A 26,720-nucleotide genomic window follows, 5' to 3' on the forward strand; every position below is an offset into this window, starting at 1 on the left:
TCATCCGAGTGAGGTTCCCCCACTCGGAGCATCGGAATTTGTTCGCTGGTCCCGTACCGACGACCCGCACGGACACCCCGTGCGGGTCACCGACGAACGGAGATCCGATGCGCATCACCACACTCCTCGCCGCCGCGGCCACCGGCGCCCTGCTCGCACTGGCCGCGGCGGCGCCCGCGCCCGCCGACGGCCGCGCGGACACTTCGACCAGCGAAACCGGCCGGGTCGGGCAGGTCGGCGAGGACGACGTGCTCAAGGAGCTGCGGCCCGCCGTGGCGGGCATCCATCAGGGCATCTCCGGCGGCTTCGTCGAAGTCCCGCCGCCGCACGTGCAGACACCGCAGATGCCCGCGCTGCCCGACTTCCGGCGCGAGTATCGGTGAATCGGACCACGAACTCGCTCTGACGCACCGTCAGATACCTATGGATCTCGGCCGCGGACCGCACTAACGTCCGCCCATGACCGAGACATCGAAGGACCCGACAGAGCCATCGAAGGACCTCGAAAGCCGCAGGCGCACCGTCGAGAACTTCTGGCAGGGCGTGGACACCCACGACTGGGACCTGGTGGCGTCCACGCTCGCCGACGACTTCGTGCGCGTGGGGATGCGGGACAACGCCGAGGACACGTGCGAAGGCAAGGAGGCGTACCTGCGGTTCGTCTCCACCGTCACCGGCCGAATGGCGCAGCACGAACTGCGCTCGCGTTTCACCTTCCTCAGCGAGGACGGCCGGTACGCGTTCAACGAGGCGGTCGAGTCGATCCGGCCGACGCCGACGGACGACCTCCTGGTGATGCGGTTCGCGAACTACCTCGAACTGAACGACGAGGGCTTGATCGTGCGACTCGACATCTTCTGGAAGACGCCGCCGTACATGCCGCCGGACTGGATCACCGTGGACGCGACGCTGGAGCGCGAACCGCGGGGCGACTGAACGCACACGCCCGGGTCGGCCGAGAATGTAGCCATGATCGAACCCGACGGCCCCCGCCCGGCGCGCCGATGGTGAGCGCCCGACCACTCACCCCGGCCGCTCTGGTGGACGAACTGGTCGCGGCGATCACCGGCCGCGCGAGCGAACGCCGGTGGACCCGGGTCGCCGTGGACGGCGCGGACGCGGCCGAACCCGGCGCCGTCGCCGACGCGCTGGTCGCCCCGCTGCGCCTGCTGGGGCATCCGGTGTTGCGGGTGCGGGCGCGCGACTTCCTGCGGCCCGCCTCGGTGCGCCTGGAGTACGGGCACACCGACGCGGAGTCGTATCTGTGGGGCTGGCTGGACGACTCCGGGTTGCGCCGGGAGGTGCTGGAACCGCTCGGCCCGGACGGCACCGGCCGGGTGCTGCCCAGCCTGTGGGACGCCGCCCGGGACCGGGCCACCCGCGCCGCGTACACCACCCTGCCCAAGGGCGGGGTCCTGCTCCTGGACGGGCCGCTCCTGCTCGGCAAGGGGCTGCCGTTGGATCTGACCGTGCACCTGTGGTTGTCCCCGGGCGCGCTGCGCAGGCGTACGCCGGCCCGGGACGCCTGGACGCTGGAGGCGCTGACCCGCTACGCGGACGAGGTCGTGCCCGCGACCGAGGCCGATCTGCTGGTGCGCTACGACCATCCCGCGCACCCGGCACTGGTCGAGCCGGAACGCCGCAGCTGACGCCGCGTCGGGACGTACAACCGCCGGAGCGGCCTCAGTTGAGTGTGTCCGGGTCCGGGCCGATCCGCCCGCCGCGATCCAGGGCGTTGATCGCGCCCAGCTCGGCGGCGCTCAGTTCGAAGTCGAACACCTCGAAGTTCTCCCGAATCCGGGAGGGGGTGACCGACTTGGGGATCACGATGTTGCCCAGCTGGAGGTGCCAGCGCAGCACCACCTGGGCTGCCGACCGGCCGTGCGCGCGGGCCACCTCGGCGATCACCGGGTCCCCCAGCAGTTCGCCGCCCTGGCCCAGCGGGCTCCACGCCTCGGTCGCGATCGCGTGCGCGCGGTCGTAGCCGCGCACTTTGCCCTGCTGGAAGTAGGGATGCAGCTCGACCTGGTTGACCGAGGGCACCACGGCGGTGTGTTCGAGCAGCCGGATCAGGTGGTCGGGCTGGAAGTTGGACACGCCGATCGTGCGCACCCGGCCGTCCGCGAGCAGCTTTTCGAAAGCCCGCCAGGTGTCCAGGTAGCGGTCCCGGTTCGGGGTCGGCCAGTGGATCAGGTACATGTCGACGTAGTCGAGGCCGAGTTTGGCCACGCTCTCGTCGAACGCGACCAGGGTCGAGTCGTAGCCCTGTGCGGTGTTCCACAGCTTGGTCGTCACGAACAGTTCCGCGCGAGGCACCGAGGAGGCGGCCAGCGCCCGGCCGACGCCCGCCTCATTGCCGTAGGCGGCGGCGGTGTCGATGCTGCGGTAGCCCACCTCCAGCGCGGTCGCCACGGCGGTGGTCGCCTCGTCGTTGTCGACCTGGAAGACCCCGAAGCCGAGCTGCGGGATGGTGGCGCCGTTGTTCAGGGTGATGTCGGGAACGGGGGTGGAGCTCATGGCTGGGATCGTCCTTCGTCGTAGGGGTCGGGCGGGGCGGCCCGGCATCAACCGAGGAGCCGAGCGGGTTGCTCGGCGGCTCGGTCCCCGGCGCCGAAGTCGCCCTGCCCGCTCTGCCCGCTGAGCGCGGTCCGCACACCGGGCGGGTGCGCCGCCACGACGCGCGAGCGGGTCAGCGCACGCCGTTCCAGGCCGTGGGCGAGCACCGCGAGGGCCAGCGCGCCCAGCGCCAGGGCCGCACCGGCCCAGTTCGCCGACTCGTAGCCGTGGCCCGCGTCGATCACCAGGCCGCCCAGCCACGCGGCGATCGCGTTGCCGAGGTTGAACGCGCCGATGTTCACCGCGGCGGCCAGCGTCGGCGCGCCCGCGGCGTTGTCCATCACCCGCTTCTGCAAGGGCGGCACGGTGGCGAAGCCCAGCGCACCGATCAGGAACAGCGTGATCACCGACGCGGTCTTGTCGTGCGCGGTCACCGTGAACAGCGCCAACACACCCGCGAGCGCGAGCAGCGAGCCGTACAGCAGCGGCATCAGGTGCCGGTCGGCGAGCCGGCCGCCGACCGCGTTGCCGACCAGCATGCCCAGGCCGACCACCGCGAGCAGCCAGGTGACCGCACCCTCGGAGAAGCCCGCGACGTCGGTCATCATCGGCTTGACGTAGGTGAGCGCGGCGAACACGCCGCCGAAGCCGAGCACCGTCATGCCCATCGCGAGCAGCACCTGGACGTTGCGGAACACCGCGAGTTCGTGGCGCAGGCGCACGCCCTCGGGCTTGGGCTGTTCGGGCACCAGCCTGGCGATGCCCACGGCGGCCGGCACGCCGAGCGCGGCGACGATCAGGAAGGTCAGCCGCCAGCTCACCGACTGGCCGATCAGCGTGCCCAGCGGCACGCCGAGCACGTTGGCCAGGGTCAGGCCGGCGAACATCGTGGAGATCGCCGCGGCCTTCTTCTCCGGCGCGACCAGGTCGGCGGCCACCACCGAGCCGATCCCGAAGAAGGCGCCGTGGGTGAGGGAGGCGACCACGCGGCCGAGCAGGATCACGCCGAACGCCGGGGCCAGCGCGGTCAGCGCGTTCCCCAGGACGAACAGTCCCATCAGCAGGATCAGCATGCGCTTGCGCGAGACGCGGGTGCCCAGGACGGTCATCAGCGGGGCACCCAGGAGCACACCGACCGCATACCCGCTGACCAGGAGCCCGGCGGTGGTGATCGAGACTTCGAAGGTGCCCGCGACCTCGGGCAACAGGCCGAGGATGACGAACTCGGTGGTCCCGATGCCGAAGGCCCCGATGGCGAGGGCCAGCAGTGCGAGAGGCACGGAGTACCCCTTTCGAGGAGGTGGAGGACGGAGCGCACGACATGCGCCCGGGCATGGCGTGCACAAACCGCTTACAGGCGTCGACAATATTTGCACACGCTGATCGATGCAAACGCGGGCTATTTCACTTCGGAGGTATCCTGAGCGCATGGGACAACAGAGGCAGGTCATCGAACCGCCACTCGCGCAGGGCTGGTGCGCGCTCGCGGCGCTGCACAATCGCATCGACGCGCACATCGAACGTGCACTCCAGAGCGAACACGACCTGAGCGTGCGCGAGTTCTCGGTCCTGGACGTGCTGAACCGGCAGGACGGCTACCACCTGCGGATGAACGAACTCTCCGACGCGGTGGTGCTGAGCCAAAGCGCCACCACACGCCTGGTCACCCGCCTGGAGGAGCGCGGCCTACTCTCGCGCTACCTGTGCGACACCGACCGCCGGGGCATCTACACCGAGGTCACCTCGCCCGGCTGCGACCTCCTCGCCGCTGCCCGCCCCACCCACGACAAGGCCCTCCGCGAATCCCTCACAGACGCCGAACAACGCCCCGAACTCGCCCCCCTGGTCGAGGCGGTCAAATCCCTGGGCACACCCAGCCCATCCAACGTCTGAACACACCCGACCCCACCCGCAGCCACACAACATCCAGCCCGTCCGGCGCTTGAGGACACCCGAAACCCGCCCACCCCACGGGCAAACGCCGGACGAGCCGATCCAGCCCGTCCGGCGCCTGAGGACGACGACCCCTACACCAAGATGCTCGTCGGGCTCCCCGTCGAGAGCGCGACACCCAACGCCGTGAGCCGCCCCGACCCCGGATCGCACCGGAATCCGGTGACCGTGTCCCCCCGCTGATTCGCCACGTACAACACGTCTCCCACCAGCGTCAGATCCCGCGGCCAGGCCCCGCCCACCGGCACCTCCTCGACGAGGGCCAATTCCGCGCCGTCCACCGCGAGCACCGAGACGGTGTCCGGCCCCCGGTTCGCCACGTACACGAACCGCCCGTCCTCGGCCGCGACGACCCCCGACGGCGCACCCTCGCCGCCGGAAAGCACGAACGGCTTGCCCGCCACCGTGAGCGCCCCCGTGCGCGGGTCGCTGCGCAGCGGCGTGACCGTCGCGTTCAACTCCCCCGCGAGCCACGCCAGATCGTTCGGCCCGTACGCGATGTTCCGGGGCCCGGTGCCGGGCGGCAGGGTCACCTTCGGCCCCTCCGCGATCGTGCCCGCCTCGGCGTCGAAGCTGAGGTGGTACACGGTGTCCGACCCCAGGTCGCACACCACGAGCCACTCGCCGCCGGCCGCGAACGTCACCTGGTGGGCGTGCGAGGAAGCCTGTCGCTCCTTCACCGGCCCGGACCCGGTCAGCCGCACGTGCGTCGCCGCCTCGCCGAGCGTGCCGTCGTCGGCGATCGGATGCACGGTGACGCTGCCGCCGCCGTAGTTGGCCACCACCACGAACCGCCCGGTGGGATCGGCCGCGAGGTGGCAGGGCCCCGCGCCGAGCGTGGACACCTCGCCCAGCGGCACCAGCCGTTCGTCCTGCACCGAGTACGCGCCGACCGCGCCCTCGCCGCCCCGCTCGCTCACGGCGTAGAGGAAACGACCCGAGGGGTGCCGGGCCACGTACGAGGGCGAGATCGCCGGGATCACCGCGGACGGCGTGCCGAGCAGCCCGGTCTCCGGGTCCTGCCGGCACACCGTGATGCCGGTGCCGTGACCCTCCATGTCGGCCGTGTACGCACCCACGTACACGAGCGGTCCGCGTCGGTCGGAAGCATTTGGTGAGGTCACACGGTTCTCCTGTTGTCTGGCCTGAGGCGGACGACCGTCGATCGACTCTTGATCCATCGGCCGAGCATCCATCGGTCGAGCCGACGAAGCCGACCACGCAGATCATCGCGGATCGATCGCTTCGTCGCCGCCGATGTCATGCTCCTCCCCGACCCGGCCGCCTGCACACCAGTCGCCCGGCCCGGACCTGGTCACTGCCGCGCGCGGACCGCGTAGCCCAACACCTCGGCGCTCAACAGCGATTCGACCGCGTCCAGTTGCGCCAACGCGTACGCGGCCGCCGCGTCCACCCCGCTGCCGGCCGCGATTCGCCGGCCGATGCCTCGGAAGACGGCCTGCTGGATCCCGGCGAGCTGCCCGGCGATCAGCGCCGGCACCGGGTCTTCCAGCGCCGCGCCCGCCTCTTCGGCCAGGGTCGCGCCGAGCGCGTCCGCGCCCAGTTGCTGCATCCGCCACAGTCGAGCCATCAGCGCGGGCGACCCTTGCATGACATTCATGAAGCGCTCGTAGCCCTCGACCAGGCCCACGTACGGCGACCGCGCCTGGACGTCCCGGCGCAGCGCGTCCAGCACCGCGCGCGCCGCGGACTGGCCCACCGCACGCTCGCGCACGATCCGGGCCGGCCGGTCGACCACCTCGGACTCGCGGTCGAAGAACAGGTCCTCCTTGGCCGGGAAGTAGTTGTAGACGGTGTTCACGGACACCTCGGCCGCATCGGCGATCTGCGCGACGGTCACCGCGTCGAACCCGCGCTCCAGGAACAGTCCGGTCGCGATGTCCGAGATGTGCGTCCGGGTGCGGCGCTTCTTGCGCTCGCGCAGCCCTTCGGCGGGTTCCGACTCCGTCATGCGCCCATCCTAGCCTTCATGGGGTCATTTTAAATTTGGGGTCGTTGCAAAATTTTAACGACTATGTTTCGGTAGGCCCATGACACCGGTCATCCACACCACCGGGCTCGCCCGGACCTTCACGACCAAACGCGGCACCGTCGAGGCTGTCCGCGGCATCGACCTGACCGTCCCGGCGGGCGAGATCCTGGGCTTCCTGGGTCCCAACGGCGCCGGCAAGACCACCACCCTGCGGATGCTCACCACACTGCTCGCCCCCACCGGCGGCAGCGCCACCGTGGCCGGCCACGACCTCCTGCGCGACTCGGCGAGCGTGCGCACGCGGATCGGCTACGTCGCCCAGTCCGGCGGCGTCGACCCCGCCGTGTCGGTGCGCGAGGAACTGACCACCCAGGCCCGGCTGTACCGCCTGGACAAGGCGGACGCCCGGGCCCGGGCCGCCGAGTTGGCCGCCGACCTGGACCTGCTCGACCTGCTGGACCGCCCGTGCGCGGCGCTCTCCGGTGGACAGCGCCGCCGACTCGACATCGCGATGGGCCTGGTCCACCACCCCGACGTGCTCTTTTTGGACGAGCCCACCACCGGCCTGGACCCGGGCAGTCGAGTGGATCTGTGGGACCTGATCCGGCGGATCCGCGACCAATGGGGTACCACGGTCTTCCTGACCACGCACTACCTGGACGAGGCCGACGCGCTCGCGGACCGGCTCGTGGTGGTCGACCACGGCCGCGTCGTCGCCCAGGGCACGGCACACGCGCTCAAGACCGAGTACGCGGGTTCCCCGAACGCCTCGCTCCAGGACGCGTTCATCGCCATCACCGGTCGGCGCACCCCCGCGCCGAGCGAGACTCCGATCGCCGTCTGACCCGGCAGAGGTAGCCATGTCCACGCCATCCACACCGCCGACACCGTCCCCCGGGACCGTCCGGATCGCGCCGCCCGCACGACCGGTTCCGTCCGCATCCTCCGCCCTCGTGTCCGATACGTTCCTGATCTTCGGCCGCTACCTGCGCCAGACCGTGTCCGCCAGGATCGGCCTGATCTTCGGGATCATCCAGCCGCTGCTGTTCCTGATCCTGTTCGGCCCGCTCCTGCGCGATGTCCCGCTCGGCGGCGACGGCGACTCCTGGCAGATTCTGGTCCCCGGCCTGCTGGTCCAGCTCGGGCTGTTCAGCGCCGCGTTCGCCGGCTTCGGGATCCTGATCGAGAAGCAGCACGGTGTGGTGGAGCGCATGCGGGTCACTCCCGTGAGCCGACTGGCGCTGCTACTCGGGCGGGTGCTCAAGGACATCGCCCAGATGCTCGTCCAGTCCGTGGTGCTGGTCGTGGTCGGTGTGGCGTTCGGGCTGCGCGCGCCACTGCTCGGCGTGCTGATCGGATTCGGCTTCGTCGCGCTGATGACCGCCTCGCTCGCGTCCTTGTCCTACGCCCTGGCAATGCGGGTGAACAGCCCGCAGGAGTTCGCCCCGGTGGTGAACTCGGTGAACCTGCCGGTGATGCTGCTGTCCGGCATCCTGCTGCCGATGTCGCTGGCCCCGGGCTGGCTGGACGGCATCTCCCGAGGCAACCCGCTGCGCTACCAGGTACAGGCGGTGCGGTCAGCGTTCGTCGGCGACTACGGCAGCACGGTCGGTATGGGCGTGCTGGCCGCGCTCGCGTTGGCCGCGGTGTCGGTGGTGCTGGGCGTCCGCGTGTTCCGCCGCGCCGGCGCCTAGTCGGCCGGTCGTTCCCGGGCACTTCGATCCACCGCGACGGCGGCACGGGCGCTCACGCGTACCGCGCCGCCGTCGCACGCGCGGCGGTGGCCAGTTCCGCGCGCAGTTCGGGTGGGCCCAGGACCTCGACCTCCGGGCCGAGCCGCAACAGTTCCGCCACGCCCACCTCGATCGACTCGATCGGGAAGACGGCCCGGACCCGGCCGTCCGGCAGCGGCTCTCCCACACTCGCCTCGACGGTGTCCGCCACGTACGCCCCGAACAGTTGTCGGACGAACCGGCGCGCGTCCTCGCTCAGTAGCACGTCCGCGCGGATCGGACGCAACTGTTCGACGAAGTCCCGGGACCAGGTCTGCCAGTAGGCCGCGAGGTCGAAGGTCGGATCACGCTCGAACACCTCGTCGAGCACGTCCAGCTCCTCGATCCGCACCACCCGATACGTGCGGTCGCGATGCTCGCCCGCCTGCACCGTGCGGGCCACCAGGTACCACGCGCCCGCCTTGAGCACGAGGCCGTACGGCTCCAGGTCCCGGGTGACCTCACCGCCCCAGCGCCGGTAGTGCACCCGGATCCGCCGGTCGGTCCACACCGCGGCGGCGATCCTGGCCAGTTCGGGCGAGCGGTCCGCCTCGCGATGCCAGCCCGGCGCGTCCAGGTGGAAGCGCAGTTGCGCGCGGCCCACCCGCTCGCGCAGCTCGGCGGGCAGCCCCGCCTGGACCTTGAGCTGCGCGGACGCGACCACCGCGCCCAGCCCCAGCTCGGCCGCGGGCCCGGGCAGACCGGCCAGGAACAGCGCGTCCGCCTCGTCATGCGTGAGCCCGTTGATCCGCGTGCGAAAGCCCTCCATCAGCCGGTACCCGCCGGCCGGCCCACGCTCGGCGTACACCGGCACGCCCGCCGCGCCGAGCGCCTCGACGTCGCGGTAGACGGTGCGTACCGACACCTCCAACTGCTCGGCCAGTTCGGTCGCGGTGACCAAACCCCGGGTTTGCAGAGTCATCAGGATGGTCAGCAGTCGGCTCGCGCGCATGATCGCCAGTGTCGCGCATACCTGACGGGTATTGACAGGTACTCGATCGAGATCGGGCGGCGCCACGGGACCGGGCAGCGCGAGACCGGGCGACGCAAGCACTGCACCGGAAGGGTTGGACCATGAACGACACCACGGGCCGGACACAGGACGCGGGCTATCGGATCGGCGTGTCCAAGACGCTCCCGTATCCCGTCGAGCAGGTGTGGGAACTGATCACCTCCGCCGCCGGCCTGGCCCTGTGGCTGGGCGAGGACGTGGACCTGACCCCGACCCGGGGTGCGCCGTACGCCACCGCCGACGGCAGCACCGGCGAGGTGCGTGGGTGGCGCGAACCGGACCGGGTCCGGGTGACGAGCCGAGTGCCGGGTTGGGATCACGACACGACCGTGCAGGTCGCGATGAGCGCGAGCGGGCCGGGACGGACCGTGCTGCGGTTTCACCAGGAGTGGCTGGCCGACCCCGACGAGCGGGCCCGGCAACGAACCCACTGGCAGGGCGTGATGGCGGCGGTCGAGCGGGCACTGGCAGCGCCGAACGGGTGAAATGCGCCGCCGAATCGGTGCACTTCCGTTCGGGATCTTCGCATCCGTGCCATTCGTTGATCGACCATCGAGGGACGTCGGCAGGGCCCCGACCTCGGTGCCGAAGTCTCGACAAGGCAGTGGATCTCGGTACGGCAGCGAGGTCCGTCCGGAATGGAAACGGAGAACGGCGCGATGAGCGGCTTCCTCGACAAGGCCAAGAAGATGGCCGAAGACACCATGAACACCGGCAAGCAGAGGGTCGAGGAGGTCCAGGTGGGCCGGGAGGCGGCCACGCTGCTCAAGCAGTTGGGCACCGCCTATTGGCGGGAGCAGCGCAGCGGCGGCACGCACGAGGAGGTCACCCGGGCACTCGCCGCGCTGGACGAGCACGTGGCCAAGCACGGCGACGCGGCATTGCGCGACTGAACCGCCGGTCGCCGACCGACCGGCCCACGGAACGCCGGCACCACGAGGGGGCCGGGTTCCATGCCCCGCCCCGTTGCGGCGGGTTCGGTGTCCGTGCGACTCCGGGCGACACGTGTCGCACACCCGGCGTAGCCCAGCCGGGTCGGGCCGGGCCGTTCGGTACGGTTCAGCTCGGTGCGTGGCGAGACGGGGTCGGTGCGGTGCGGTGCCGGTCGCACGATCCGTCAGCGGCATTCGATCGCAAACGTCGGCAACCGATGGCGCTCGGTCAAGCGGCGCTGTCCTCACGGACCGACGCCGTCGCGCCCGCGAAATCACGCCGGGAACCCGCGGCCGCGTCCGCCGCAGGGTCCCCGAACGCCGAGGAACGGTTCTCCTCGGCCTTGCGGCGCCGACGCCGCCGCACGTAGGTGACGATGCCGGCGACGATACCGATCGCGACGATCGCGACCCCTATCCAACCGGGGACGCTCGCCGCCGACGGGTACGCGCTGCCCGCGAGCCGCCCCAGCATGATCGAGCCGGGCACCCACACCAGGATCCCGACCGCGTTCCACGGCGCGAAGCGTCGATAGGGCATGCCCGCCGCACCGGCGAGTCGGGGCAGCAGGGTCCGGGCGAAGGCGACCCACCGACCCAGCATCACGGTCACGCCACCCGCGCCGCGCCCGCGGGTGAACATCTCCTCGGCCCGTTCCCAACGGTGCTCACCCACCCGGCGCCCCAGGCGCCCGGTCCTTATGCGTTCGCTGCGGTGTCTACCCGAGAGGTAGCCCAGTGTGTCCCCGACGATCGCGGCGGTGGTCGCGATGATCAACACGGGGACCAGTGCCAGGTGACCCGTGGAGGTGAGCAGTCCGCCCAGCAGGAGTACCGGTTCGGCGGGCGCGAACACGCCCAGGAGCAGCCCGGTCTCGATGACGGCGACCAGAGCGATCACGACATAGGCGTACTGCGGTGGTAGATCTCCCAGCCGCTCCACCCACTCGTGCACGGCATCCACGTGGAACCTCCCCGTTAGGCCGCTTGCCATGTGGCCTGACAAGCATCCGCCCTCAATCCTGTCAACGGATCCTGCGCGCGACCGAATTCCCGCCTACTCCCCTGGCCGTACAAAAGTGACGTCAGTCATCCGTCCCCGGCCGGCCGGCACGCCGTGCCCGGGACCGGACGGATGGCCTCCGAAGGCCGCCCTCTACGTTGGACGCCATGAATGACATCGAAATCCGGCCGGCGGGTCGGGACGACATTGCCGCGATCGTAGGGCTTCTGGTGGACGACGTGCTCGGTTCGGGACGGGACTCGAAGGAGGACCTGACCCCGTACCTGGCGGCCTTCGAGCGCCTGGCGGCCGATCCGAACCAGGAGCTGGTCGTGATGACCAGGCCGGATGCGGCGAGCGGCAGCCGGAAGGTGATCGGCACACTCCAACTGACCATCATCCCGGGCCTGTCCCAGCGCGGTACGACCCGCGCCCTGGTGGAGGCGGTACGCATCGACAGCGCCGAGCGCGGCGGCGGCCTGGGCACGACCTTGATGCGCTGGACCATCGAACGTGCCCGCGAACGCGGCGCGAGTCTGGTCCAGCTCACGTCCAACGGCACCCGCGAGAACGCCCACCGCTTCTACCGCAACCTCGGCTTCACCGACTCCCATGTGGGCTTCAAACTCACCCTCTGAGCGCAGGGGTGGCGGGCGCGGCGGACGCCGGGCGTGTCGGGCGCAAGAAGCGCTGAGCGCAGCAGGCGGCGGGCACCGTCGGCTTCGAGCCCACCCGCCGACCGCCTCCCCATCGCTCGACCGCGCACCCACCGCGGCGCCCCGGCCGGTTCGCGCAGCCGATGGCCCGGCGGGGGCCGGCGGGGGCCGCAGGGGTCTACGGCCCCTCGCCCAGCTCCACCCGGACGCCGATCGTCCCCGCCTTCCCGCGCCGCAGTCGGCTGCCGAGCAGGGTCATCCGCCCGACGAGTCCGAACTTGCCCCGGACCAGGCCCCGGTAGCGCTCCGTACCGGCGGCGTCCAACAACGACGCGTGGCCGGGCACCGCCTCTCCGTGCGCGTTGCCGCGCACATCGCATGCGGTGACCGTGACCTTTCCGCTGTTGCGGATCCGCTTCACCTTGCCGGAGTCCCGGGCGGTCCACACACCGAGCGCGTCACCGTCGCGAAACACCCACACCGGCGTGCCCACCGCGCGCCCGTCCCGGCGGAACGTGGTCAACAGGACGTACTTGCCGGCCGCGAGCCGGTCGAGGTCCGCGGGCACCCGAGGCGAAGTCATGCGCGCGAGTCTAGAGCGCACACGCGGCGCGGACGCGGCGCGCGCGAAGCGGTCGCCAAGATCGTCCGCGGCCCGACCTGCCCGGCGTGCGGCCTCGGTGGGACGATGATCGGATGTCGCGCACATCGGAGGAAACCCGCGTCCAGGTCCGCCCTGCGACCGAGGCCGACGGTACGAGTCTTGCCGAGATCGACCACCTCACCTGGTCCCCCGACGTCACCCCGGCTCCTCACTGGGCAACGGACAAGGTCTTCTTCCGCAGCGCCGACCACGTGCGCGACACGCTCGTCGCCCACGAGGGCGATCTCGTCCTGGGCTATGTGCAGTTGGAGCGCTCGACGCTGTGCCCGGCCTCCGGACACGTGCAGATCGTCAACGGGCTCGCGGTGCACCCCGGCCACCAGGGCCGCCGGATCGGCCGGGCGCTGCTCGTGGCGGCCGAGGCCGAGGCACGCGGGCGCGGGGCCCGCCGGATCACCCTGCGGGTCCTCGGCGGCAACACTGCCGCCCGGGCCCTGTACCTGGCCGCCGGCTACCGGATCGAGGGCGTCCTGGAGGGCGAGTTCCTACTCGGCGGACGCTACGTCGACGACGTGCTGATGGCCCTGGACCTCACGGGCGAGGCTTCGCGCCCGCGTACTTGACCGCCTCGGCGACGGGCACATCGCCGCCGACCACCTCCAGGGTCTTGCCGATCGTGCCGGGCTCGGTGACCAACTCGGCCAGGATCGCCGCCACGTCGTCCCGGCGGATCGCACCACGCCCCTCGCTCTCGGACAGTGCGATCAGCCCCGTGCCGGGATCGTCGGTGAGCCGCCCCGGGCGCAGGATGGTCAGGTCGAGCGCACCGCGCGAACGCAGGTCCTCGTCGGCCTCGCCCTTGGCCTTGAGGTAGAGCGCGAAGTCCGGGTCGGTGTCGGCGGGCGGCCGGGTCGAGGCGCCCATCGAGGACACGATCACGTAGCGCCGCACGCCCGCGTCCTCGGCCGCGTCGGCCAGCAGTACCGCGCCGCCGAAGTCGACCGTCATCGTCCGCTCGCGGGTACTGTCCGGCCCCGCGCCCGCCGCGAACACCACCGCGTCGGCGCCGACCAGGTGCTCGACCACCTCTTCGACCGACGCCCGCTCCAGGTCGCACAGAACCGGCTCGGCGCCGGCCGCGACCAGCTCGTTCGCATGGTCGGGGTTGCGAATGAACCCGACCACCGTGTGTCCGCGATCGGCGAGCAACCGCTCCAGCCGAAGTGCGATCTTTCCGTGTCCACCCGCAATGACAATACGCATACATCCGACCGTAAGGTCATGAACCGGGACATCGGCCGGCGTGGCTCCGCGACACGATCAGTTTCCACTGTTCGGCTGCCGTCCGTGGGCACCGCCGTCGGGCGCCGCCGTCGGCTCCGGCCATCGCCGGCCGCCTCCGGCCACCCGCACGCCGGGGCGTCCCGGCGATCACCCCTACGGCCCCGCGCCATGACGATCACCTCGGGGCCGACCATCACCACGGACCTCGCCCACACCCGCGACCTGCTCTTCTCGTACTACAACGCGACCGCCGGCGAGACCGGCCATCCGGGCCGGCAACGCCCCGATCAACTACCGCCCTGGCTCCGCGTCGACCACGACGACCCGACCGAGTACTACGCCCATCCCGGCGCCTTCTTCACCGCGCTTTTGGACGGCCGGCACCTGCGCAACACCGAGCACGGCAGCCACAGCAGCCACACCGACTGATCGAACCGCCGCGCAGGCGCGACCGAAGCATTCGGGTCAATCGCGGCACACCGATGCGCTGCACCGACCAACCCACCCACCGTCCCCCATTTGCCGTAACCTGCCCCATCGCTTCCCCGCACGATCGGGCGGATTTCGCCCTTTGCCCTCCCTCGCGCCCCGCAGCCGTTCTATCGTCACCCCGTTCGGTGTCACCCGTACGGAAGGGGCCGGTCGTGACCCGAGGAGGCATCGGTGCGGCGCGCGTCGGCAAGGCGCTGGGGCTCGTCCCCCGTCAGGTCCGCCTCGCCGCACGAACAGGACTGCTCGCACAACACCAGGACGGAACCTTCGACGCCGACGCGGTCGCCCGCGCCGCCGCCGACCCCGGCCCCTTCCTCACCGCGCTGAGTCGCGAAGAACCGCTCACCGCCACCGAGGCCGCGCACCGGCTGGGCATCACCCGAGAGCGCTTCCGGCGGGTCGCCCAGGCCGCCGGGCTGCCGGTCGTGGATCGGGTGTGGGTGTTCCGGTACGGCCGGGATCTGGAGGTGCGCTACTACCGCACCGCCGACGTGGACACGCTGCATCCGCACATCACCGCGGATCGCGAACTGCGCGAGGCCGCCCGCCGAGTGGCCCGGTCCCTGGCCGCGACCAAGGCCGCCGCCACCCGCGCGCACAACCGCGAACGTGCGCACAACGCGCGCCGCTACCTCGCGACGCTGGCCCCCGACCGGCAGACCGACCCGGCCGACGTGATCGCCTTCGCGTGCGCCCTGGCCCGCCTGCACGGTACCGCGCCCGCGCGGCTGCGCCGGTTCATGGGCGACCCGCGTGTTCGCGACATCGCCGAGATCGGCGACCAGTGTCGCTACAAGCCGACCGAGATCACCGACCTGCTCGCCGCCGCAACGCCGCGCGCGGTCGCCGCACTACGATCCCTCGCCCGACCGCACCGGGTATGGGCGACGCTGGGCGTGCCCGCCGAGGACATCGCCCACCGCGTCCCGTCGATCGACCACCACATCAGCACCGATCTGCTGCACCAACTGGCCACCGACCCGCCGCGCTGGCTGCTGGAGCTGCACGCCGACCGCGAACTCGAACACGCCACCGCCGCGGTCACCCGCTGGCTCGACCGCGAGTGGCACGCCCAGCAGCGCCGCGCCGAGGCGGTGTGCCGCGCCGCCGAGGCGGTCATCGACCACCTCACCGACGACGCCGTGGCCGAACTCTTCGGGCTGCCGGAGGAATTGGTCCTGGACCTGCGCCCACGCAGCAACAAGTGGACCACCGCCTACGTCGAGGAACTCCTGCACACGCGCCCACTGTGGCTGCGCAGCCAGGCTCTCGCCCGCACCGAGATCGCCCGCCGGGCCACCGCCCGCGCGCGCCGCGAGACCGCCCGCACCCAACGCCGCCTCAGCTGGCGCCGCACCTGGGCCAGAGCCCTGTCCATCCCCTTGGAAGCCGTCCCCGACACGGTCGAACGCCCCACCCCCGCCGCCCTCGAAACAGCCCGAACCCACCCCCCACGCTGGGCCCGCCCCCACTGACCGAGGCACATCCGCCCGGCGGCGGGCGACCCCAAGCCGAGCGCGTGGCGTGGGTGACACGTCACCACGTTGCGCGAGCAACCCGGCACGGGGGGCGGCCGGTTGCACGTCCCGTCCGTGCGCTCCGCGACGGGATGCCCGTCCGCTACGCGGCCGCACCAACCGAATCGGCCCACACCTCGGTGCGGGAAGCGCGCCCGAGGACACCCACACCGGCGACTCGGGACCCACACCGCTCCCGATCATCACGAGGCCTGTTATCGATGCCGACAGCTCGCACACAGGGGCGGCGTACGCGAATTGGCGTGCGTCTGCGCGGAATTCGGGGTGCCACCAGGCGCCCCACCGCCACGCTCCCGCCTCGCGGACCCACGCGGCGACGGCCGCCTGCCCCGGTCGACAGCCGACCCCGGGGCCGGCGGTGTCGGTCCTGCCCGGCATCCTGTCCGTGACCGTCGTTGCTGCGACCGGTCGGGTCCGCCGCAGGGTGGTGGGCACGCGGCTCGGGCTCCCACTCGGAGACCGGGCCGCGTTACGCCTCGGGCATCAATTCGGCGGCCACGACGGCGCCCAACTCGGTGCAGGCCGCCAAGGTGTCGCGGGTGGGCGGACCGGCGATCTCCACGGGTGGGCGAACTCGACGCCATTGCAAGCCGGTCGCCACCGATTCGACGGAGCGAACCGCGCCGGTGGTGTCGCTGCCGCCGTGTACGTAGAGGCCGTAGGGGCGCCGGACCGTCTCGTGTAGGCACAGGTAGTAGGCCGAGTCGAAGAAGTGCTTCAGGCCCCCGGACATGTAGCCGAGGTTCGCGGGCGTGCCCAGCAGGTAGCCGTCCGCCTCCAAGACCTCGACCGGCGAGCAGGTGAGTGCCGCCCGGACCCGGACCTCGACGCCCTCGATCTCCGGATCGCGGGCACCCGCGAGGGTCGCCTCCAGCATCTCGGCGAGTGTGGGCGAGGGCGTGTGGTGCACGACGAGCAGGATGGCCATGGCTTCACGCTGCCAGAACCGGGCCGGTGTCGAAACGGCCCGATCCGCAGTCGCCACTCCAATGGGTGAGTTTGCCGGGAACTCGACATCGAGTGCGCCACCCCGCGGCGGAGTCCGCGACCACGAGCCGGTCCGCCGCAACCGACGCCTCCCGCCCGCGCATATGGGCGCATCGGGTCACCCATGCGAGTGGACCGTCACGGAGGAGATGGCGATTCCACCCGTTTGCTGCTTTGACACACGCGCACCATTTGTGACGATAAGAGCACTTTAGGTAATACGTCGATAGGCCAACCGGCCGGCACCTCGGGGAGAACCACCCACATGCGACTCACCCACATGCGACTACTGCCCTACCCCCGCTCCAAGTCCCCCACCGACCCCGATCCCGACCCCCGCACCGACCCGACCGACGCCGCCTCAGGCGCCGCCGCCGACCCGATCCCCATCTCCGACCATCCGCCCGCGCCCGCGCTGCCCTCCCTCGTCTCGGTGGTCCGCCGCACCCTGGCCCCCGCCACCCGCGTCGACACCGTCCGGTTCCGCACCTTTCACACCGCCTACGCGCTCGCCACGCTCCCGCTGGTGATCGCTCTCCACGCCGCCCTCTGGGCGTTGTCCACCCCCGGGCGCCTCGGCGCCACCCTCCTGGTCCTGTACGGCCTCGGCCGCATCGGGATCCTCACCGCGCACAACACACACTGAGTGCGCCGCCCGAAGGAGTACCCATGGTTCTGTCCATCTCCGGCGTCCTGCTGCTCGGCGTCATCGCCTACGTCCTCTTCCGCAAGGACGGGCTGCGACTCCCGCATGCCCTCGTCTGTTCCCTCTTCGGGTTCTACCTGGCCGGCAGCTCGATCGCCCCGCACATCACCGCGAGCGGCAACAGCATCGCCAATCTGCTCAGCGGTCTCAGCTTCTGACCGGCCACCCCGTTTCCCACCACCGCCAGGGCGTGTCCTCGATCCCCCGCCGGAAGGGCCGCGACACCACGACACCGAGACACGGTGCCGAGGGTCGCGGACCCGGCGGGCGTTCGAAGACACGCCCTGGCCCCGGTTCACCCCCCGAACCAGGTCCTCCCGCCTACCCGCACCAACCCCTCACGGAGACCGCATGTCCCCCGGCCCCAAATCCCTCGCCGCCATCGCCCGGCGCACCAAGGACGGCATCGGCAACACCCGCACCCGCGCCCACCACATCACCCACCACACCCGGGACACCTTCTCGCCCGTGTTCACCCTCGGCCGGGGTCTGAACCGGCAATTCGCGTGGACGCGCAACTGGTGGAAGAGCGCCTCGGCGGACAAGCGCAAGGCCGGTGCCGCCGGGGCCGCCGCGGTCCTGCTCGCCCTCTATTTCCTGCCGTATGCCCCGATGATCGCGCTGCTCCTGGTCCTGGCCGGCGCCGCCTGGCTCGGCCACGCGGAGAAGCAACCGGCTGCCGAGCCCGATCGCACCGACGTCAAACTCCAGGCCGTCTACAACGGCCTGGTGCCGCACTTCGCCGACGACCACGACCCCGCCCGACTGTTCCACCCCGGCGGCCCGTACCAAAACGCCTTCCGACACTGGGAACTCGACGGCGACCGGATCGTCCGCCTCGAATTGACCTACAGCCCCTACTTCACCGACGACGACCCCACCGCCCGGGCCCGGATCGAACGGGTGCTCCAGGCCAAGATCGGCCGCGGTCGTGAATACCTCTACGAGTGGGACACCGAGAACAACCACCTCACCCTCGCCGCCCTGCCCCCGCTGCCCACGGCCGTGCCCGCCCAACAGTTCGTCACCGCGCCGCGCGAGATCCTGCTCGGCATCACCGACGCCGGCAGCACCAACCGGCGCATCCCCGTGCACGTGGAAGACACCATCCGGCAACTCCCGCCCGTCATCTGGCGCACCGGCAATCGCAGCACCGACCCGCACCTGCTCGCCGTCGCCGCCCCCGGCGCGGGCAAGTCCAACCTGCTGCGCACCATCGCCCTCCAGGCCGCCCGCGACGGCGACATCGTGGTCATCGACGGCAGCGGCTCCGGCGACTACGCGTGCCTGGCCGGCCGGCACAGCATCCTGCAGATCGAGACCGGCTACCACGGTGCGCTGGAGACCCTGACCTGGCTGCGACACGAGACCGAACGCCGGATCGCCGCCGTCACCTACGCCAAGCAACACGGCACCCCGGTCCCGGACAACGCCCGTCGCCCGCTGTGGGTGATCCTCGACGAGATCACCGAACTCTCCGACCTCGCCGCCGGCCAGGGCACCACCGATCCCCAGGAACTGCTCGACCTCCCGCTGCGCCTGGGCCGCGCGGCGCACATCGGCGTGATCACCAGCGCCCGGCCCACCCACCTTGGGCGGCTGCGCCCCGCGCTGATCGCCGACACGCACACCCGGGTCGTACTGGGCCCGCTCGACCCGGAGACCACGCTCACCGTGCTGGGCACCGGCACCGGCATCTCCGGCGGCGAGGACATGCCCCCCGGTCGCGGCTACATCCGGATCGGCAACGGTCCCGTGGTGCGCATCCAGATCCCGCACACCCCCGACCCGCTGGAGGAGGACACCCCGGAGGCCGACCGCAGGCGCCTGCTCGCGCTTCTCCCCCGACACACCGACGCCCTCCCTGTCGACGTGCCCTCCATCTCGCTCGCCAAGGCGCCCGAACGCGAGCCCGAGCCCACCGGCTGAAGCCCGGCGCGCCACCGCGCGCTCCCTCTCCCGAAGGTTCCGTGACGGCCCCGCGCCGAATCCGCGAAGGCCATCCGAAGGCCCCCCGAGCAGCCACGCTCGGGGGGCCTCGACGTACGCCCGGCGCACCGGCAAATACCCAAAACGCACCACTCCGTCCGCACTCGCGCGCCATGATGGGGGCCCGCACCCCCACGGAGGACGTGGACGCCCAGTGTTCGACCTCGCCAACTTCACCGTCAGCGACATGGTCGTGTGCAGTTCCGAACTGCGCCAGGTCACCGCCGACTCGGCCACCACCGAGGACGCCGCCCGCGCGATCGTGCAGCACCTGCGCAGCACCTTCCGCGACCCGCGCACCGGGGAGCCCCAACTCGTCCTCGTCCGCCTGTTCCAGACCATGCCCTGGCGCCACCTCACCCCCGACCTGGAACAGCGCGCGCTGCGCCGGCAACCCGACCTCGTCCCACACCCCGACCTGCGCTGCCTCACCCTGTTGGCCACCATCGGCGACCAGGCCGACTGGTGCGACCGCACCCGATCACGCCACCACCAGGTGGTCGCCTTCCCGAGTGCGAACGCGGTCCGCCGGGCGCCGATGATCAGCGCCATGCTGGACCAACTCGGGGTCACCGCCGAGGAGATCGTGGCCGGGCCGCTGCCCACCGACAACGATTGGGACCGCCACGACATCCACCACATCCCGGACGCGCTCGCCGACGACGCGGTGCCGGACAAGGAGTTCATCCGGGCGAGCGGCATAAAATCCGTGGTCGGCTACGCCGGCAAGCTCCCCGACGGCGAACTGTTCACGGTGCTGATGTTCACCCGCGTACACGTCGCGGCCAAGATCGCCGAACTCTTCCGCACCGTCGCCGTATCCACCCGATTGGCCCTGCTCCCGCTCAACACCGCGCCGCTGTTCGCCGGTGGCCCCTCCCAGCACACCCCCACCACACACGTGGCCGCCGCGCGCCTGGACGCCCTCGAACAACTCCTCGCCGCGCACGAGGGCACCACCGCGCAACAGGCCCTGGTCGCCGAGGACGCCCGCGACCGGGTTCGCTCGCAGCAGGAGCAACTCGCCTACAAACAGCGCCGACTCGACCAGGAAACCCGCATCGTCGAGACCCTCTACAGCGTCGGCCAAAAGCTCACCCGCGAACTCAACCTCGAACGCCTGGTCCAAGCCGCCACCGACGCCGCCACCTCGGTGATCGCCGCCGAACACGGCATCTTCCGCTACATCGACTACGACACCGGCGGTGTCGCGGACACCCGGTACGCCGTCACCAGCCCGGATCCGACCCTGATCGACCGCCTGCCCCGGCCGCGACCCACCCTCGCCGCGCGCAGCCGACCGCAGACCACCACCGCGCCGCCGGTCACCGTGCGCCGGGGCGACCTCACCGATGACCCCGCCGCCGGCCGGCTGCTGCCCTATCGAATCAGCGCCGACGGGCAACCACCCGTACGCAGCCTGCTGACCATCCCGGTGACCACCGCCACCGGCGAGGACCTGGGCGCGTTCTCCTTCTGCCACACCCGGGCCGACGTGTTCACCGAACGCGACGAACAACTCGCCCTGGGCATCGCCGCGCAGGCCGCCACCGCGATCGAGAACGCCCGGCTGTTCCGCAGCGTCCGCGACACCGCCGTCGAACTCCAGCGCAGTTTGCTCCCGCAGGTCCCGCCCGACCTGGACGAACTCAACATCGCCTTCCGCTACCTGCCCGGCGCCAAGGGCCAGCAGGTCGGCGGCGACTGGTTCGACGTGATCCCGCTGTCCGCCGGCCGGATCGCCCTGGTGGTCGGCGACGTGATGGGCCGAGGTCTCCAAGCCGCCGCCGTGATGGGCCAACTCCGCGCCGCGGTGCGGGCGTACGCGGTGATGGACCTGCCACCCGGACAGGTGATGCGCCACCTCAACCGCCTGGTCACCGGGCTCGGTGGCGAGGACCAGATCATCACCTGCGTCTACGCCGTCTACGATCCCGGCGACGCCACCATCCACTGGTCCAACGCCGGCCATCTGCCGCCCGCCCTGATCGGCGCCGACGGCAAGGTCGAACTCCTGGAGGACGATCTCGGCGTCCCGCTCGGCCTGGACGGCACCACCTTCGACGACGCGGTGGTCGGCTTCGACACCGGCGACCAACTCCTTCTGTACACGGACGGCCTGGTCGAGTCGCACGACGCCTCGCTCACCGACCGGCTTCAGGAACTGACCGAGCACATCGACAGCACCACCGGCGGCGCCTACAACGTCGCCGATGTCGCCGACCTGCTCACCAAGACCATGCTCACCGGCCAGGAGCCCGACGACGTGGCGCTGCTGCTGGTCCGCGCCCGGCACAGCGTCGAGCGCACCGCGGGTCTGGATCTGCCGCCCACGCCGCGCTCGGCCCGCGAGGCCCGCGACTTCGTCCGCGCCACGCTGGGCCGCTGGGAGTTGACCGACCACAACGACACCACGTGCTCGGTGGTCACCGAGCTCGTCTCCAACGCGGCCGAGCACGCCCGCACGCCGATGGAACTGCGGCTGCGTCATCACCCCGGCCGGCTGATCGTCGAGGTGGTCGACCACGACGGCCGGCTGCCCAAGGAGATCGCCTCGCCCGGCCACGACGAGCGGCATCGGGGGCTGTGCATCGTGGCCGGCCTGACCACCGATTGGGGCGTGCGTCCCACGGACACCGGAAAGATCGTCTGGGCGGAGATCCGTGATCGTTGAGGCCCGCCTCGCCCTCGGCCGTCCGGACCACCCGCCACACCCACCTCACCCACACCGGGCCGATCCGTGCCGGGTCGGCGAGGCGACCCGCCTTCGCTGTGCGTGGCGACGGGCGTACCGGGCAGGCTCACGTCATCGATTCCCGAGCCGATCAGGCGAGTTTTATGCCACTTTCTCCCACCGATGTAATGAATCATCCACTTTGGGGTAGCTACCCACCGTCACGAACCCCGGCTCCTCCCCACCGACCCCTCGGTCGGGAATCTTCGGGGCCCGTCACGCGTTCTGCAGACGGACGAGACAGCAAGACCTGTCGATGTGGGTAGACAAGCCAGGAGGCACGATTCATGAGTGAGCGAGCTCTCCGCGGCACACGCCTTGGCGCCACCAGCTACGAGACCGATCGCGGTATCGATCTGGCGCCGCGTCGCACCGTGGAATACGACTGCCCCAGGGGGCACCGCTTCGAGATGCCGTTCTCCGTCGAGGCGGAGATCCCCTCGACGTGGGAGTGCCGCAGCTGCGGCGCGGTCGCGCAGTTGGTGGACGGCGCGCCGCCGGAGGAGAAGAAGAACAAGGCCACGCGCACACACTGGGACATGCTCATGGAGCGGCGTACCCGGGAAGAGCTGGAAGAGGTGCTCGCCGAGCGCCTCGCTGTACTGCGGTCGGGTGGGATCAACCTCCACCACGATCCGCGCGACAACCGCAAGAGCGCCTGAGCGAGCACCGCGCGAGCCCGCTCCGGGCGCGTGCGGATCCCGTCGACAGGTGGCACCGACGCCCGGGGCGCCGACGATCTCACGATCGTGGCGCCCCGGGCGTTGTGCCGTCTCCGGTCGTGCGGTCCGACCAGCCGCCCTCAGGGCAGCTCGCGCGGCGGCTGCGGCGGGTCGTCGTCACGGCGCACGTCCTGCGGGTCGATCACTTCGCCGCGCACGATCTTGCCGTCCGGGCGGTGGATTCGCGCCTCCTGCACCACGCCGGAGAACCGCGGGCTGTTCGCCACCTTCGCGGCCACCACCGTGCCGATCAGTCGCCGAATCAGCGGCCGGGTGAACGGCAGCACGCACAGCAGGCCCAGCACGTCGGTGATGAACCCGGGGATGATCAGCAGGATGCCGCCCAGGATGACCACGCCCGCGTCGGCGGCGGCATTGGTCACCTCCTTGCCCTGGGCCGCGAGCGCGGTCGGGTCGCTCTGGCCCTCGCGCTGCGCCTGTTCGCCGAGCGCGCGCAGCCGGGTCAGCACCCGACGGCCCTCGTAGCGGATCACCAGCGCACCCAGCGCGACACCGGCCAGGATCAGCAGGAAGGTCCGGCCCGCCCCGATGGCGACGCCGACCCGGCTGATCACGTAGATCTCGGCCAGCGGCAGCGCGATGATCGGCAGGAGCTTGGCCGCTCGGCGCAGCGGGGTGCTCACGGAATCACGTCCTCGGCGGGGTGGAGCCGGTGCTGTCGGAGCCCTCGCCACCGGGGCCGTCGGTGCTCCCCGGCCCGCCGGAGACCTCGGGGTGGGCGGCGGCGGTCTCGGGGGTGCTCTCGTTCGGATACTTGCCGACCCGGCGGCCGACGCCCCATGCGGTGACCCGCCACAGTGCCTCGGCGACGATCGAGTTGCTCATCTTGCTGTTGCCGCGCTCGCGTTCGATGAAGGTGATCGGCACCTCCAGGACCCGGTAGCCCTTGCGGATCGCCCGCCAGGCCAGGTCCACCTGGAAGCAGTAGCCCTGTGAGGCGACCTCGTCCAGGCCGATGCCGAGCAGGGTGTCCTTGCGGAAGGCCCGGAAGCCTCCGGTGACGTCGTGGATGTCGACGCCGAGCATCAGCCGCGAGTAGGTGCTGCCGCCCTTGGAGATGAGCTTGCGGTGCCCGGGCCAGTTGACCGCGCCGCCGCCGGGGACCCAGCGCGAGCCGAGCACCAGGTCCGCGTCGCGCACCGCTTCGAGCAGGCGCGGCAGTTGCTCGGGCTGGTGCGAGCCGTCGGCGTCCATCTCCACCAGGATGTCGTAGCCGCGGTCGATGCCCCAGCGGAAGCCCGCGATGTAGGCGGCGCCCAGGCCCTCCTTGCCGGCCCGGTGCATGACCTGGATGTGCGGGTCGTGCTCGGCGAGCGTGTCGGCGATGTCGCCGGTGCCGTCGGGGCTGTTGTCGTCGGCGATCAACACGTCGACATCGGGCACCGCGGCGCGCAGGCGCGCGACGATCGGCTCGATGTTCTCCGATTCGTTGTAGGTGGGGATGATGACGAGCACCTTGCCGAGATCGGCGAAGCTGGTCTGCTCGCTGTCGGTCACATCATCTCCTTGATGGCGTTGGCGTCGGCGCGGGTGTCGACGCCGGCGTCGGCGGGGGTCGGCGGGATGCCGGGGGTGGTGATCCAGGGCTTGCGGCGACGGCGGAGGATGCCGTACGCGCAGGCGAGAAGACCGACGATAGCCAGGATCCACTCGGGAGCCGAACCGAGTCGCGTGGCGAGCGTGTGGTCGTCGCGCAGCGGGACGTCCATGACCAGGGTGTCCGCGGTGAATTCGCGGGTTCGTTCGACCACTTTTCCATCCGGCATGACGATCGCGCTGATCCCGGAGGTGGCCGCGATCAGCACCGCGCGGCCGTGCTCGATCGCGCGCAGCCTGGACATCGCGAGTTGCTGCTCGGGCTGTCCGCTGCGGCCGTACGTGGCGTTGTTGGTCTGCACGACCAGGACTCGGCCGCCGTGCGTGACCGCTTCGCGGGTGACGTTGTCGTAGGCGATCTCGAAGCAGATCACGTCGCCGATCCGGGCCGGGCCCAGTTGCATGACGCCGACGGTCTTGCCGGGGTAGAAGTCGCGCGGGACGCGTTCGAGCCGGCTGATGAACTTGGTGAGCAGGTCGCGCATCGGGATGTATTCGCCGAACGGCACCGGGTGGCGCTTGGTGTACGAGGCGCCGGGGCCGGTGACCGGGTCCCACACGATGCCCTGATTCTGGATGTGTGTGGCGTCGGGTCCGGCGACCAGGACGCCGGTGAGCACGGGGACGCCGATGTCCTTGACCGCGCCGTCGATGAGCGCGTACGCGTCGCGTTCCTCGAACGGGTTCAGGTCGGAGGAGTTCTCCGGCCAGATCACCAGTTCGGGCTTCTTGACCTTGCCGGCGCGCACGTCGGCGGCCAGCTTGTGGGTCTGCCGGACGTGGTTGTCCAGGACCGCGCGCCGTTGGCCGAGAAAGTCCAGGCCGGTGCGCGGGACGTTGCCCTGGATGACCGCGATGGTCGCGGTGTCGGGGCCGGCGGCGTCGCCGCCGGTGGGTATGGGAACCGCGTAGGCGCTCGCGGGAACGGCGATCGCCAGGCCGATGGCGCCCAGGGCCAACGGAACGGCGCTGCGCGGCGTACGAGCGCTCTCGGGGGTCTCGGCGACCGATGCGTCACCCCGGCCCGCGTAGAGCCCGTACAGGCGCAGTGCGGCCCAGCCGAGCAGGGCGCCGGTGAGGGCGACGGCGAAGGTCACCCCGGGGGCGCCGGCGAGCGCTGCGATCGGGGTGAACGGCGTCGCGGTGTTGGCGAACGCCAGTCGGCCCCACGGGAAGCCGCCGAACGGCACGCGGTCGCGCACCAGTTCCTCGGCGACCCACAGGCACGCGGTCCACAGCGGCCACAGTCGCAGGCGGCCGATCAGGGTGAGCGCGGCGGCCAGCGCGGCGATGTACAGCGCCTGCACCACCGACAGCACGATCCACGCGTCCGGTCCCACCACGCGCAGCCACTTGAGCAGCCACAGCATGAACGGCAGGCCGAAGAGCAGGCCGTAGCCGAAGCCGGTGCGGGTGCGCTGCCCGTGCACCGCGATGCCGAGCGCGGTGACCGCGAGCACGCTCAGCGGCCAGATGTCGTAGGGCGGGAACGCGAGCGCGAGCAGCAGGCCGCTGACCAGTGCGGTGACCGGGCGGGCGGGGCGGCGGTAGATGCTCACGGCGGTGGCGCGCGTGCGGCGCAGACGCTGCTTGCGAGCGGGCGCCGGCGCCGTGGGCGCAATGCCCTCGGGCGCTGTGGTGCTGTCGAGCTGCGGCACCGTGGGGCCCCCTCGCTGGGTCGTTGCGGATCACTGCTGCCGCACGCGGCACGGAATTGCGCCGGTCGGGTGATGCAGTGACGTTACAACGTTCGAGGTGGGAGTTCGGTTTCGGCTCGGGCTCGGCGGTGGGGTGATGACGGCGGGAGCTCGGTCGCCCTTCGGGCCGGCCCCGGACCGGCTGGCTGTCGGTCGCGGTGGCCGTTGTCTACTGGGCGACCGGGCTCTGCCGCGGTCTCACCTTCCGGCACGGGGTGTGCTCGCGTCCGGCGGGGCGACCGCACGGGTGCCGCTCTGCCGTTCGTGGCCGCGTGGGGCGGCCTCCCGGGCGCGTGTCACGCCGGTTCCGGACCTGGCGCCCGGTGGTTGTGCCACCTGTGGCCCGGAGGCGTGCGCGTGCTCGGGGAGGGTGTTCTCCTGCCGGTCGTCCTACGGTGGACCGGGTCGAACGTACTGGGCGATGCGGGCGCGGTGTCAACATCGCACTGACCTGCACGAATACGGTATCGACG

General features: G+C 71.3%; 29 protein-coding genes. 17 read left to right on the forward strand and 12 right to left on the reverse strand.

Going from position 1 to position 26,720, the window contains the following annotated elements:
- Positions 1–107 precede the first annotated feature (107 nt).
- The 3 genes from ABZS54_RS01895 to ABZS54_RS01905 all read left to right on the forward strand — a co-directional run bounded on the left by ABZS54_RS01895 (position 108) and on the right by ABZS54_RS01905 (position 1,649).
- Entirely contained in the window at positions 108–383 is a 276-nt protein-coding gene (locus tag ABZS54_RS01895; RefSeq protein ID WP_355529682.1) for a hypothetical protein, read from the forward strand.
- A gap of 76 nt (positions 384–459) precedes the next feature.
- The gene (locus tag ABZS54_RS01900; protein WP_355529685.1) at positions 460–936 is read left to right on the forward strand and encodes a nuclear transport factor 2 family protein; all 477 of its coding nucleotides are present in this window, start codon (positions 460–462) and stop codon (positions 934–936) included.
- Positions 937–1,004: 68 nt separating this feature from the next.
- A complete protein-coding gene (locus ABZS54_RS01905) occupies positions 1,005–1,649 on the forward strand; it encodes a uridine kinase (RefSeq protein WP_355529688.1) in 645 nt (214 codons plus the stop codon).
- A gap of 34 nt (positions 1,650–1,683) precedes the next feature.
- On the opposite strand, the gene ABZS54_RS01910 is transcribed toward ABZS54_RS01905, so the two are convergent.
- Positions 1,684–2,517 carry an aldo/keto reductase gene (locus ABZS54_RS01910; protein ID WP_355529691.1) on the reverse strand — a complete coding sequence of 278 codons (834 nt, stop codon included), beginning with the start codon at positions 2,515–2,517 and terminating at the stop codon, positions 1,684–1,686.
- A gap of 47 nt (positions 2,518–2,564) precedes the next feature.
- Positions 2,565–3,836: an MFS transporter gene (locus tag ABZS54_RS01915; RefSeq protein ID WP_355529694.1), complete on the reverse strand. Its 1,272-nt coding sequence runs from the start codon at positions 3,834–3,836 to the stop codon at positions 2,565–2,567.
- A 148-nt stretch (positions 3,837–3,984) separates the two neighbouring features.
- Between ABZS54_RS01915 and ABZS54_RS01920 the strand changes: the two genes are divergently transcribed.
- Positions 3,985–4,449 (forward strand): MarR family transcriptional regulator, encoded by a 465-nt coding sequence (locus tag ABZS54_RS01920; protein WP_355529697.1) that lies wholly within the window; start codon positions 3,985–3,987, stop codon positions 4,447–4,449.
- Between the two features lie 134 nt (positions 4,450–4,583).
- Here ABZS54_RS01920 and ABZS54_RS01925 read toward each other — a convergent pair whose 3' ends face one another.
- Entirely contained in the window at positions 4,584–5,633 is a 1,050-nt protein-coding gene (locus ABZS54_RS01925; protein WP_355529700.1) for a lactonase family protein, read from the reverse strand.
- A gap of 191 nt (positions 5,634–5,824) precedes the next feature.
- A complete protein-coding gene (locus tag ABZS54_RS01930) occupies positions 5,825–6,481 on the reverse strand; it encodes a helix-turn-helix domain-containing protein (RefSeq protein ID WP_355529703.1) in 657 nt (218 codons plus the stop codon).
- A 79-nt stretch (positions 6,482–6,560) separates the two neighbouring features.
- Between ABZS54_RS01930 and ABZS54_RS01935 the strand changes: the two genes are divergently transcribed.
- Both ABZS54_RS01935 and ABZS54_RS01940 read left to right on the forward strand, forming a co-directional pair.
- A complete protein-coding gene (locus ABZS54_RS01935) occupies positions 6,561–7,346 on the forward strand; it encodes an ATP-binding cassette domain-containing protein (RefSeq protein ID WP_355529706.1) in 786 nt (261 codons plus the stop codon).
- Between the two features lie 109 nt (positions 7,347–7,455).
- Entirely contained in the window at positions 7,456–8,196 is a 741-nt protein-coding gene (locus tag ABZS54_RS01940) for an ABC transporter permease (RefSeq protein ID WP_355529709.1), read from the forward strand.
- A 52-nt stretch (positions 8,197–8,248) separates the two neighbouring features.
- Here the strand turns inward: ABZS54_RS01940 and ABZS54_RS01945 are convergent, their stop codons facing one another.
- On the reverse strand, positions 8,249–9,226 hold the full coding sequence (locus tag ABZS54_RS01945; protein ID WP_355529712.1) for a YafY family protein: 978 nt from the start codon (positions 9,224–9,226) through the stop codon (positions 8,249–8,251).
- 122 nt (positions 9,227–9,348) lie between these two features.
- Between ABZS54_RS01945 and ABZS54_RS01950 the strand changes: the two genes are divergently transcribed.
- Together ABZS54_RS01950 and ABZS54_RS01955 are read left to right on the forward strand one after the other, a co-directional pair.
- A complete protein-coding gene (locus ABZS54_RS01950) occupies positions 9,349–9,771 on the forward strand; it encodes an SRPBCC domain-containing protein (protein ID WP_355529715.1) in 423 nt (140 codons plus the stop codon).
- A 153-nt stretch (positions 9,772–9,924) separates the two neighbouring features.
- Positions 9,925–10,179 carry a hypothetical protein gene (locus ABZS54_RS01955; protein ID WP_355529717.1) on the forward strand — a complete coding sequence of 85 codons (255 nt, stop codon included), beginning with the start codon at positions 9,925–9,927 and terminating at the stop codon, positions 10,177–10,179.
- Between the two features lie 268 nt (positions 10,180–10,447).
- Here ABZS54_RS01955 and ABZS54_RS01960 read toward each other — a convergent pair whose 3' ends face one another.
- Positions 10,448–11,182: a DedA family protein gene (locus ABZS54_RS01960; RefSeq protein WP_355529720.1), complete on the reverse strand. Its 735-nt coding sequence runs from the start codon at positions 11,180–11,182 to the stop codon at positions 10,448–10,450.
- A 206-nt stretch (positions 11,183–11,388) separates the two neighbouring features.
- On the opposite strand from ABZS54_RS01960, the gene ABZS54_RS01965 reads away from it, so the two are divergent.
- Positions 11,389–11,859 (forward strand): GNAT family N-acetyltransferase, encoded by a 471-nt coding sequence (locus ABZS54_RS01965; protein ID WP_355529723.1) that lies wholly within the window; start codon positions 11,389–11,391, stop codon positions 11,857–11,859.
- 196 nt (positions 11,860–12,055) lie between these two features.
- Here the strand turns inward: ABZS54_RS01965 and ABZS54_RS01970 are convergent, their stop codons facing one another.
- Positions 12,056–12,460: a PPOX class F420-dependent oxidoreductase gene (locus tag ABZS54_RS01970; RefSeq protein ID WP_355529726.1), complete on the reverse strand. Its 405-nt coding sequence runs from the start codon at positions 12,458–12,460 to the stop codon at positions 12,056–12,058.
- A gap of 113 nt (positions 12,461–12,573) precedes the next feature.
- Between ABZS54_RS01970 and ABZS54_RS01975 the strand changes: the two genes are divergently transcribed.
- Positions 12,574–13,104 carry a GNAT family N-acetyltransferase gene (locus ABZS54_RS01975; RefSeq protein ID WP_355529729.1) on the forward strand — a complete coding sequence of 177 codons (531 nt, stop codon included), beginning with the start codon at positions 12,574–12,576 and terminating at the stop codon, positions 13,102–13,104.
- Here the strand turns inward: ABZS54_RS01975 and ABZS54_RS01980 are convergent.
- Positions 13,073–13,744, reverse strand: coding sequence for an SDR family oxidoreductase (locus ABZS54_RS01980; protein WP_355529732.1), 672 nt, complete (start codon positions 13,742–13,744; stop codon positions 13,073–13,075). The genes ABZS54_RS01975 and ABZS54_RS01980 overlap by 32 nt on opposite strands.
- A gap of 189 nt (positions 13,745–13,933) precedes the next feature.
- Between ABZS54_RS01980 and ABZS54_RS01985 the strand changes: the two genes are divergently transcribed.
- A complete protein-coding gene (locus ABZS54_RS01985; protein ID WP_355529735.1) occupies positions 13,934–14,194 on the forward strand; it encodes a hypothetical protein in 261 nt (86 codons plus the stop codon).
- Positions 14,195–14,409: 215 nt separating this feature from the next.
- Entirely contained in the window at positions 14,410–15,732 is a 1,323-nt protein-coding gene (locus ABZS54_RS01990) for a hypothetical protein (RefSeq protein WP_355529738.1), read from the forward strand.
- A 532-nt stretch (positions 15,733–16,264) separates the two neighbouring features.
- On the opposite strand, the gene ABZS54_RS01995 is transcribed toward ABZS54_RS01990, so the two are convergent.
- A complete protein-coding gene (locus tag ABZS54_RS01995) occupies positions 16,265–16,723 on the reverse strand; it encodes a flavodoxin family protein (protein ID WP_355529741.1) in 459 nt (152 codons plus the stop codon).
- 324 nt (positions 16,724–17,047) lie between these two features.
- Here ABZS54_RS01995 and ABZS54_RS02000 point away from each other — a divergent pair, with 324 nt between their 5' ends.
- From ABZS54_RS02000 to ABZS54_RS02020, 5 genes are all read left to right on the forward strand, one after another.
- On the forward strand, positions 17,048–17,428 hold the full coding sequence (locus ABZS54_RS02000; RefSeq protein WP_355529744.1) for a hypothetical protein: 381 nt from the start codon (positions 17,048–17,050) through the stop codon (positions 17,426–17,428).
- Positions 17,429–17,451: 23 nt separating this feature from the next.
- On the forward strand, positions 17,452–17,646 hold the full coding sequence (locus ABZS54_RS02005; protein WP_355529747.1) for a DUF2304 domain-containing protein: 195 nt from the start codon (positions 17,452–17,454) through the stop codon (positions 17,644–17,646).
- A 193-nt stretch (positions 17,647–17,839) separates the two neighbouring features.
- A complete protein-coding gene (locus ABZS54_RS02010) occupies positions 17,840–19,417 on the forward strand; it encodes a hypothetical protein (protein ID WP_355529748.1) in 1,578 nt (525 codons plus the stop codon).
- 214 nt (positions 19,418–19,631) lie between these two features.
- Entirely contained in the window at positions 19,632–22,151 is a 2,520-nt protein-coding gene (locus ABZS54_RS02015) for a SpoIIE family protein phosphatase (RefSeq protein ID WP_355529751.1), read from the forward strand.
- A 347-nt stretch (positions 22,152–22,498) separates the two neighbouring features.
- Positions 22,499–22,873 (forward strand): RNA polymerase-binding protein RbpA, encoded by a 375-nt coding sequence (locus tag ABZS54_RS02020; RefSeq protein ID WP_355529754.1) that lies wholly within the window; start codon positions 22,499–22,501, stop codon positions 22,871–22,873.
- A 140-nt stretch (positions 22,874–23,013) separates the two neighbouring features.
- On the opposite strand, the gene ABZS54_RS02025 is transcribed toward ABZS54_RS02020, so the two are convergent.
- From ABZS54_RS02025 to lnt, 3 genes are read right to left on the reverse strand one after another with little or no spacing between them, the layout of a single operon-like run.
- Positions 23,014–23,577, reverse strand: a complete 564-nt coding sequence (locus tag ABZS54_RS02025; RefSeq protein WP_355529757.1) for an FxsA family protein — start codon at positions 23,575–23,577, stop codon at positions 23,014–23,016.
- 4 nt (positions 23,578–23,581) lie between these two features.
- The gene (locus ABZS54_RS02030; RefSeq protein WP_355529760.1) at positions 23,582–24,451 is read right to left on the reverse strand and encodes a polyprenol monophosphomannose synthase; all 870 of its coding nucleotides are present in this window, start codon (positions 24,449–24,451) and stop codon (positions 23,582–23,584) included.
- Entirely contained in the window at positions 24,448–26,208 is a 1,761-nt protein-coding gene (gene lnt / locus ABZS54_RS02035) for an apolipoprotein N-acyltransferase (protein WP_355529763.1), read from the reverse strand. The genes ABZS54_RS02030 and lnt overlap by 4 nt, the downstream gene beginning before the upstream one ends.
- Between the last annotated feature and the right edge of the window lie 512 nt (positions 26,209–26,720).

This window comes from Embleya sp. NPDC005575 (genome assembly GCF_040605455.1).
In the GTDB taxonomy this organism is placed as follows: domain Bacteria; phylum Actinomycetota; class Actinomycetes; order Streptomycetales; family Streptomycetaceae; genus Embleya.

Coding starts and splice junctions, on each gene's coding strand:
- ABZS54_RS01985 (WP_355529735.1), top strand. CDS start 13,934: ATGACGATCACCTCGGGGCCGACCATCACCACGGACCTCGCCCACACC.
- ABZS54_RS01920 (WP_355529697.1), top strand. CDS start 3,985: ATGGGACAACAGAGGCAGGTCATCGAACCGCCACTCGCGCAGGGCTGG.
- ABZS54_RS01945 (WP_355529712.1), bottom strand. CDS start 9,226: ATGCGCGCGAGCCGACTGCTGACCATCCTGATGACTCTGCAAACCCGG.
- ABZS54_RS01935 (WP_355529706.1), top strand. CDS start 6,561: ATGACACCGGTCATCCACACCACCGGGCTCGCCCGGACCTTCACGACC.
- ABZS54_RS02000 (WP_355529744.1), top strand. CDS start 17,048: ATGCGACTCACCCACATGCGACTACTGCCCTACCCCCGCTCCAAGTCC.
- ABZS54_RS01930 (WP_355529703.1), bottom strand. CDS start 6,481: ATGACGGAGTCGGAACCCGCCGAAGGGCTGCGCGAGCGCAAGAAGCGC.
- ABZS54_RS01980 (WP_355529732.1), bottom strand. CDS start 13,744: ATGCGTATTGTCATTGCGGGTGGACACGGAAAGATCGCACTTCGGCTG.
- ABZS54_RS01995 (WP_355529741.1), bottom strand. CDS start 16,723: ATGGCCATCCTGCTCGTCGTGCACCACACGCCCTCGCCCACACTCGCC.
- ABZS54_RS01905 (WP_355529688.1), top strand. CDS start 1,005: ATGGTGAGCGCCCGACCACTCACCCCGGCCGCTCTGGTGGACGAACTG.
- ABZS54_RS01895 (WP_355529682.1), top strand. CDS start 108: ATGCGCATCACCACACTCCTCGCCGCCGCGGCCACCGGCGCCCTGCTC.
- ABZS54_RS01975 (WP_355529729.1), top strand. CDS start 12,574: ATGTCGCGCACATCGGAGGAAACCCGCGTCCAGGTCCGCCCTGCGACC.
- ABZS54_RS01955 (WP_355529717.1), top strand. CDS start 9,925: ATGGAAACGGAGAACGGCGCGATGAGCGGCTTCCTCGACAAGGCCAAG.
- ABZS54_RS01900 (WP_355529685.1), top strand. CDS start 460: ATGACCGAGACATCGAAGGACCCGACAGAGCCATCGAAGGACCTCGAA.
- ABZS54_RS01910 (WP_355529691.1), bottom strand. CDS start 2,517: ATGAGCTCCACCCCCGTTCCCGACATCACCCTGAACAACGGCGCCACC.
- ABZS54_RS01970 (WP_355529726.1), bottom strand. CDS start 12,460: ATGACTTCGCCTCGGGTGCCCGCGGACCTCGACCGGCTCGCGGCCGGC.
- ABZS54_RS02010 (WP_355529748.1), top strand. CDS start 17,840: ATGTCCCCCGGCCCCAAATCCCTCGCCGCCATCGCCCGGCGCACCAAG.
- ABZS54_RS02005 (WP_355529747.1), top strand. CDS start 17,452: ATGGTTCTGTCCATCTCCGGCGTCCTGCTGCTCGGCGTCATCGCCTAC.
- ABZS54_RS02020 (WP_355529754.1), top strand. CDS start 22,499: ATGAGTGAGCGAGCTCTCCGCGGCACACGCCTTGGCGCCACCAGCTAC.
- ABZS54_RS01965 (WP_355529723.1), top strand. CDS start 11,389: ATGAATGACATCGAAATCCGGCCGGCGGGTCGGGACGACATTGCCGCG.
- ABZS54_RS01950 (WP_355529715.1), top strand. CDS start 9,349: ATGAACGACACCACGGGCCGGACACAGGACGCGGGCTATCGGATCGGC.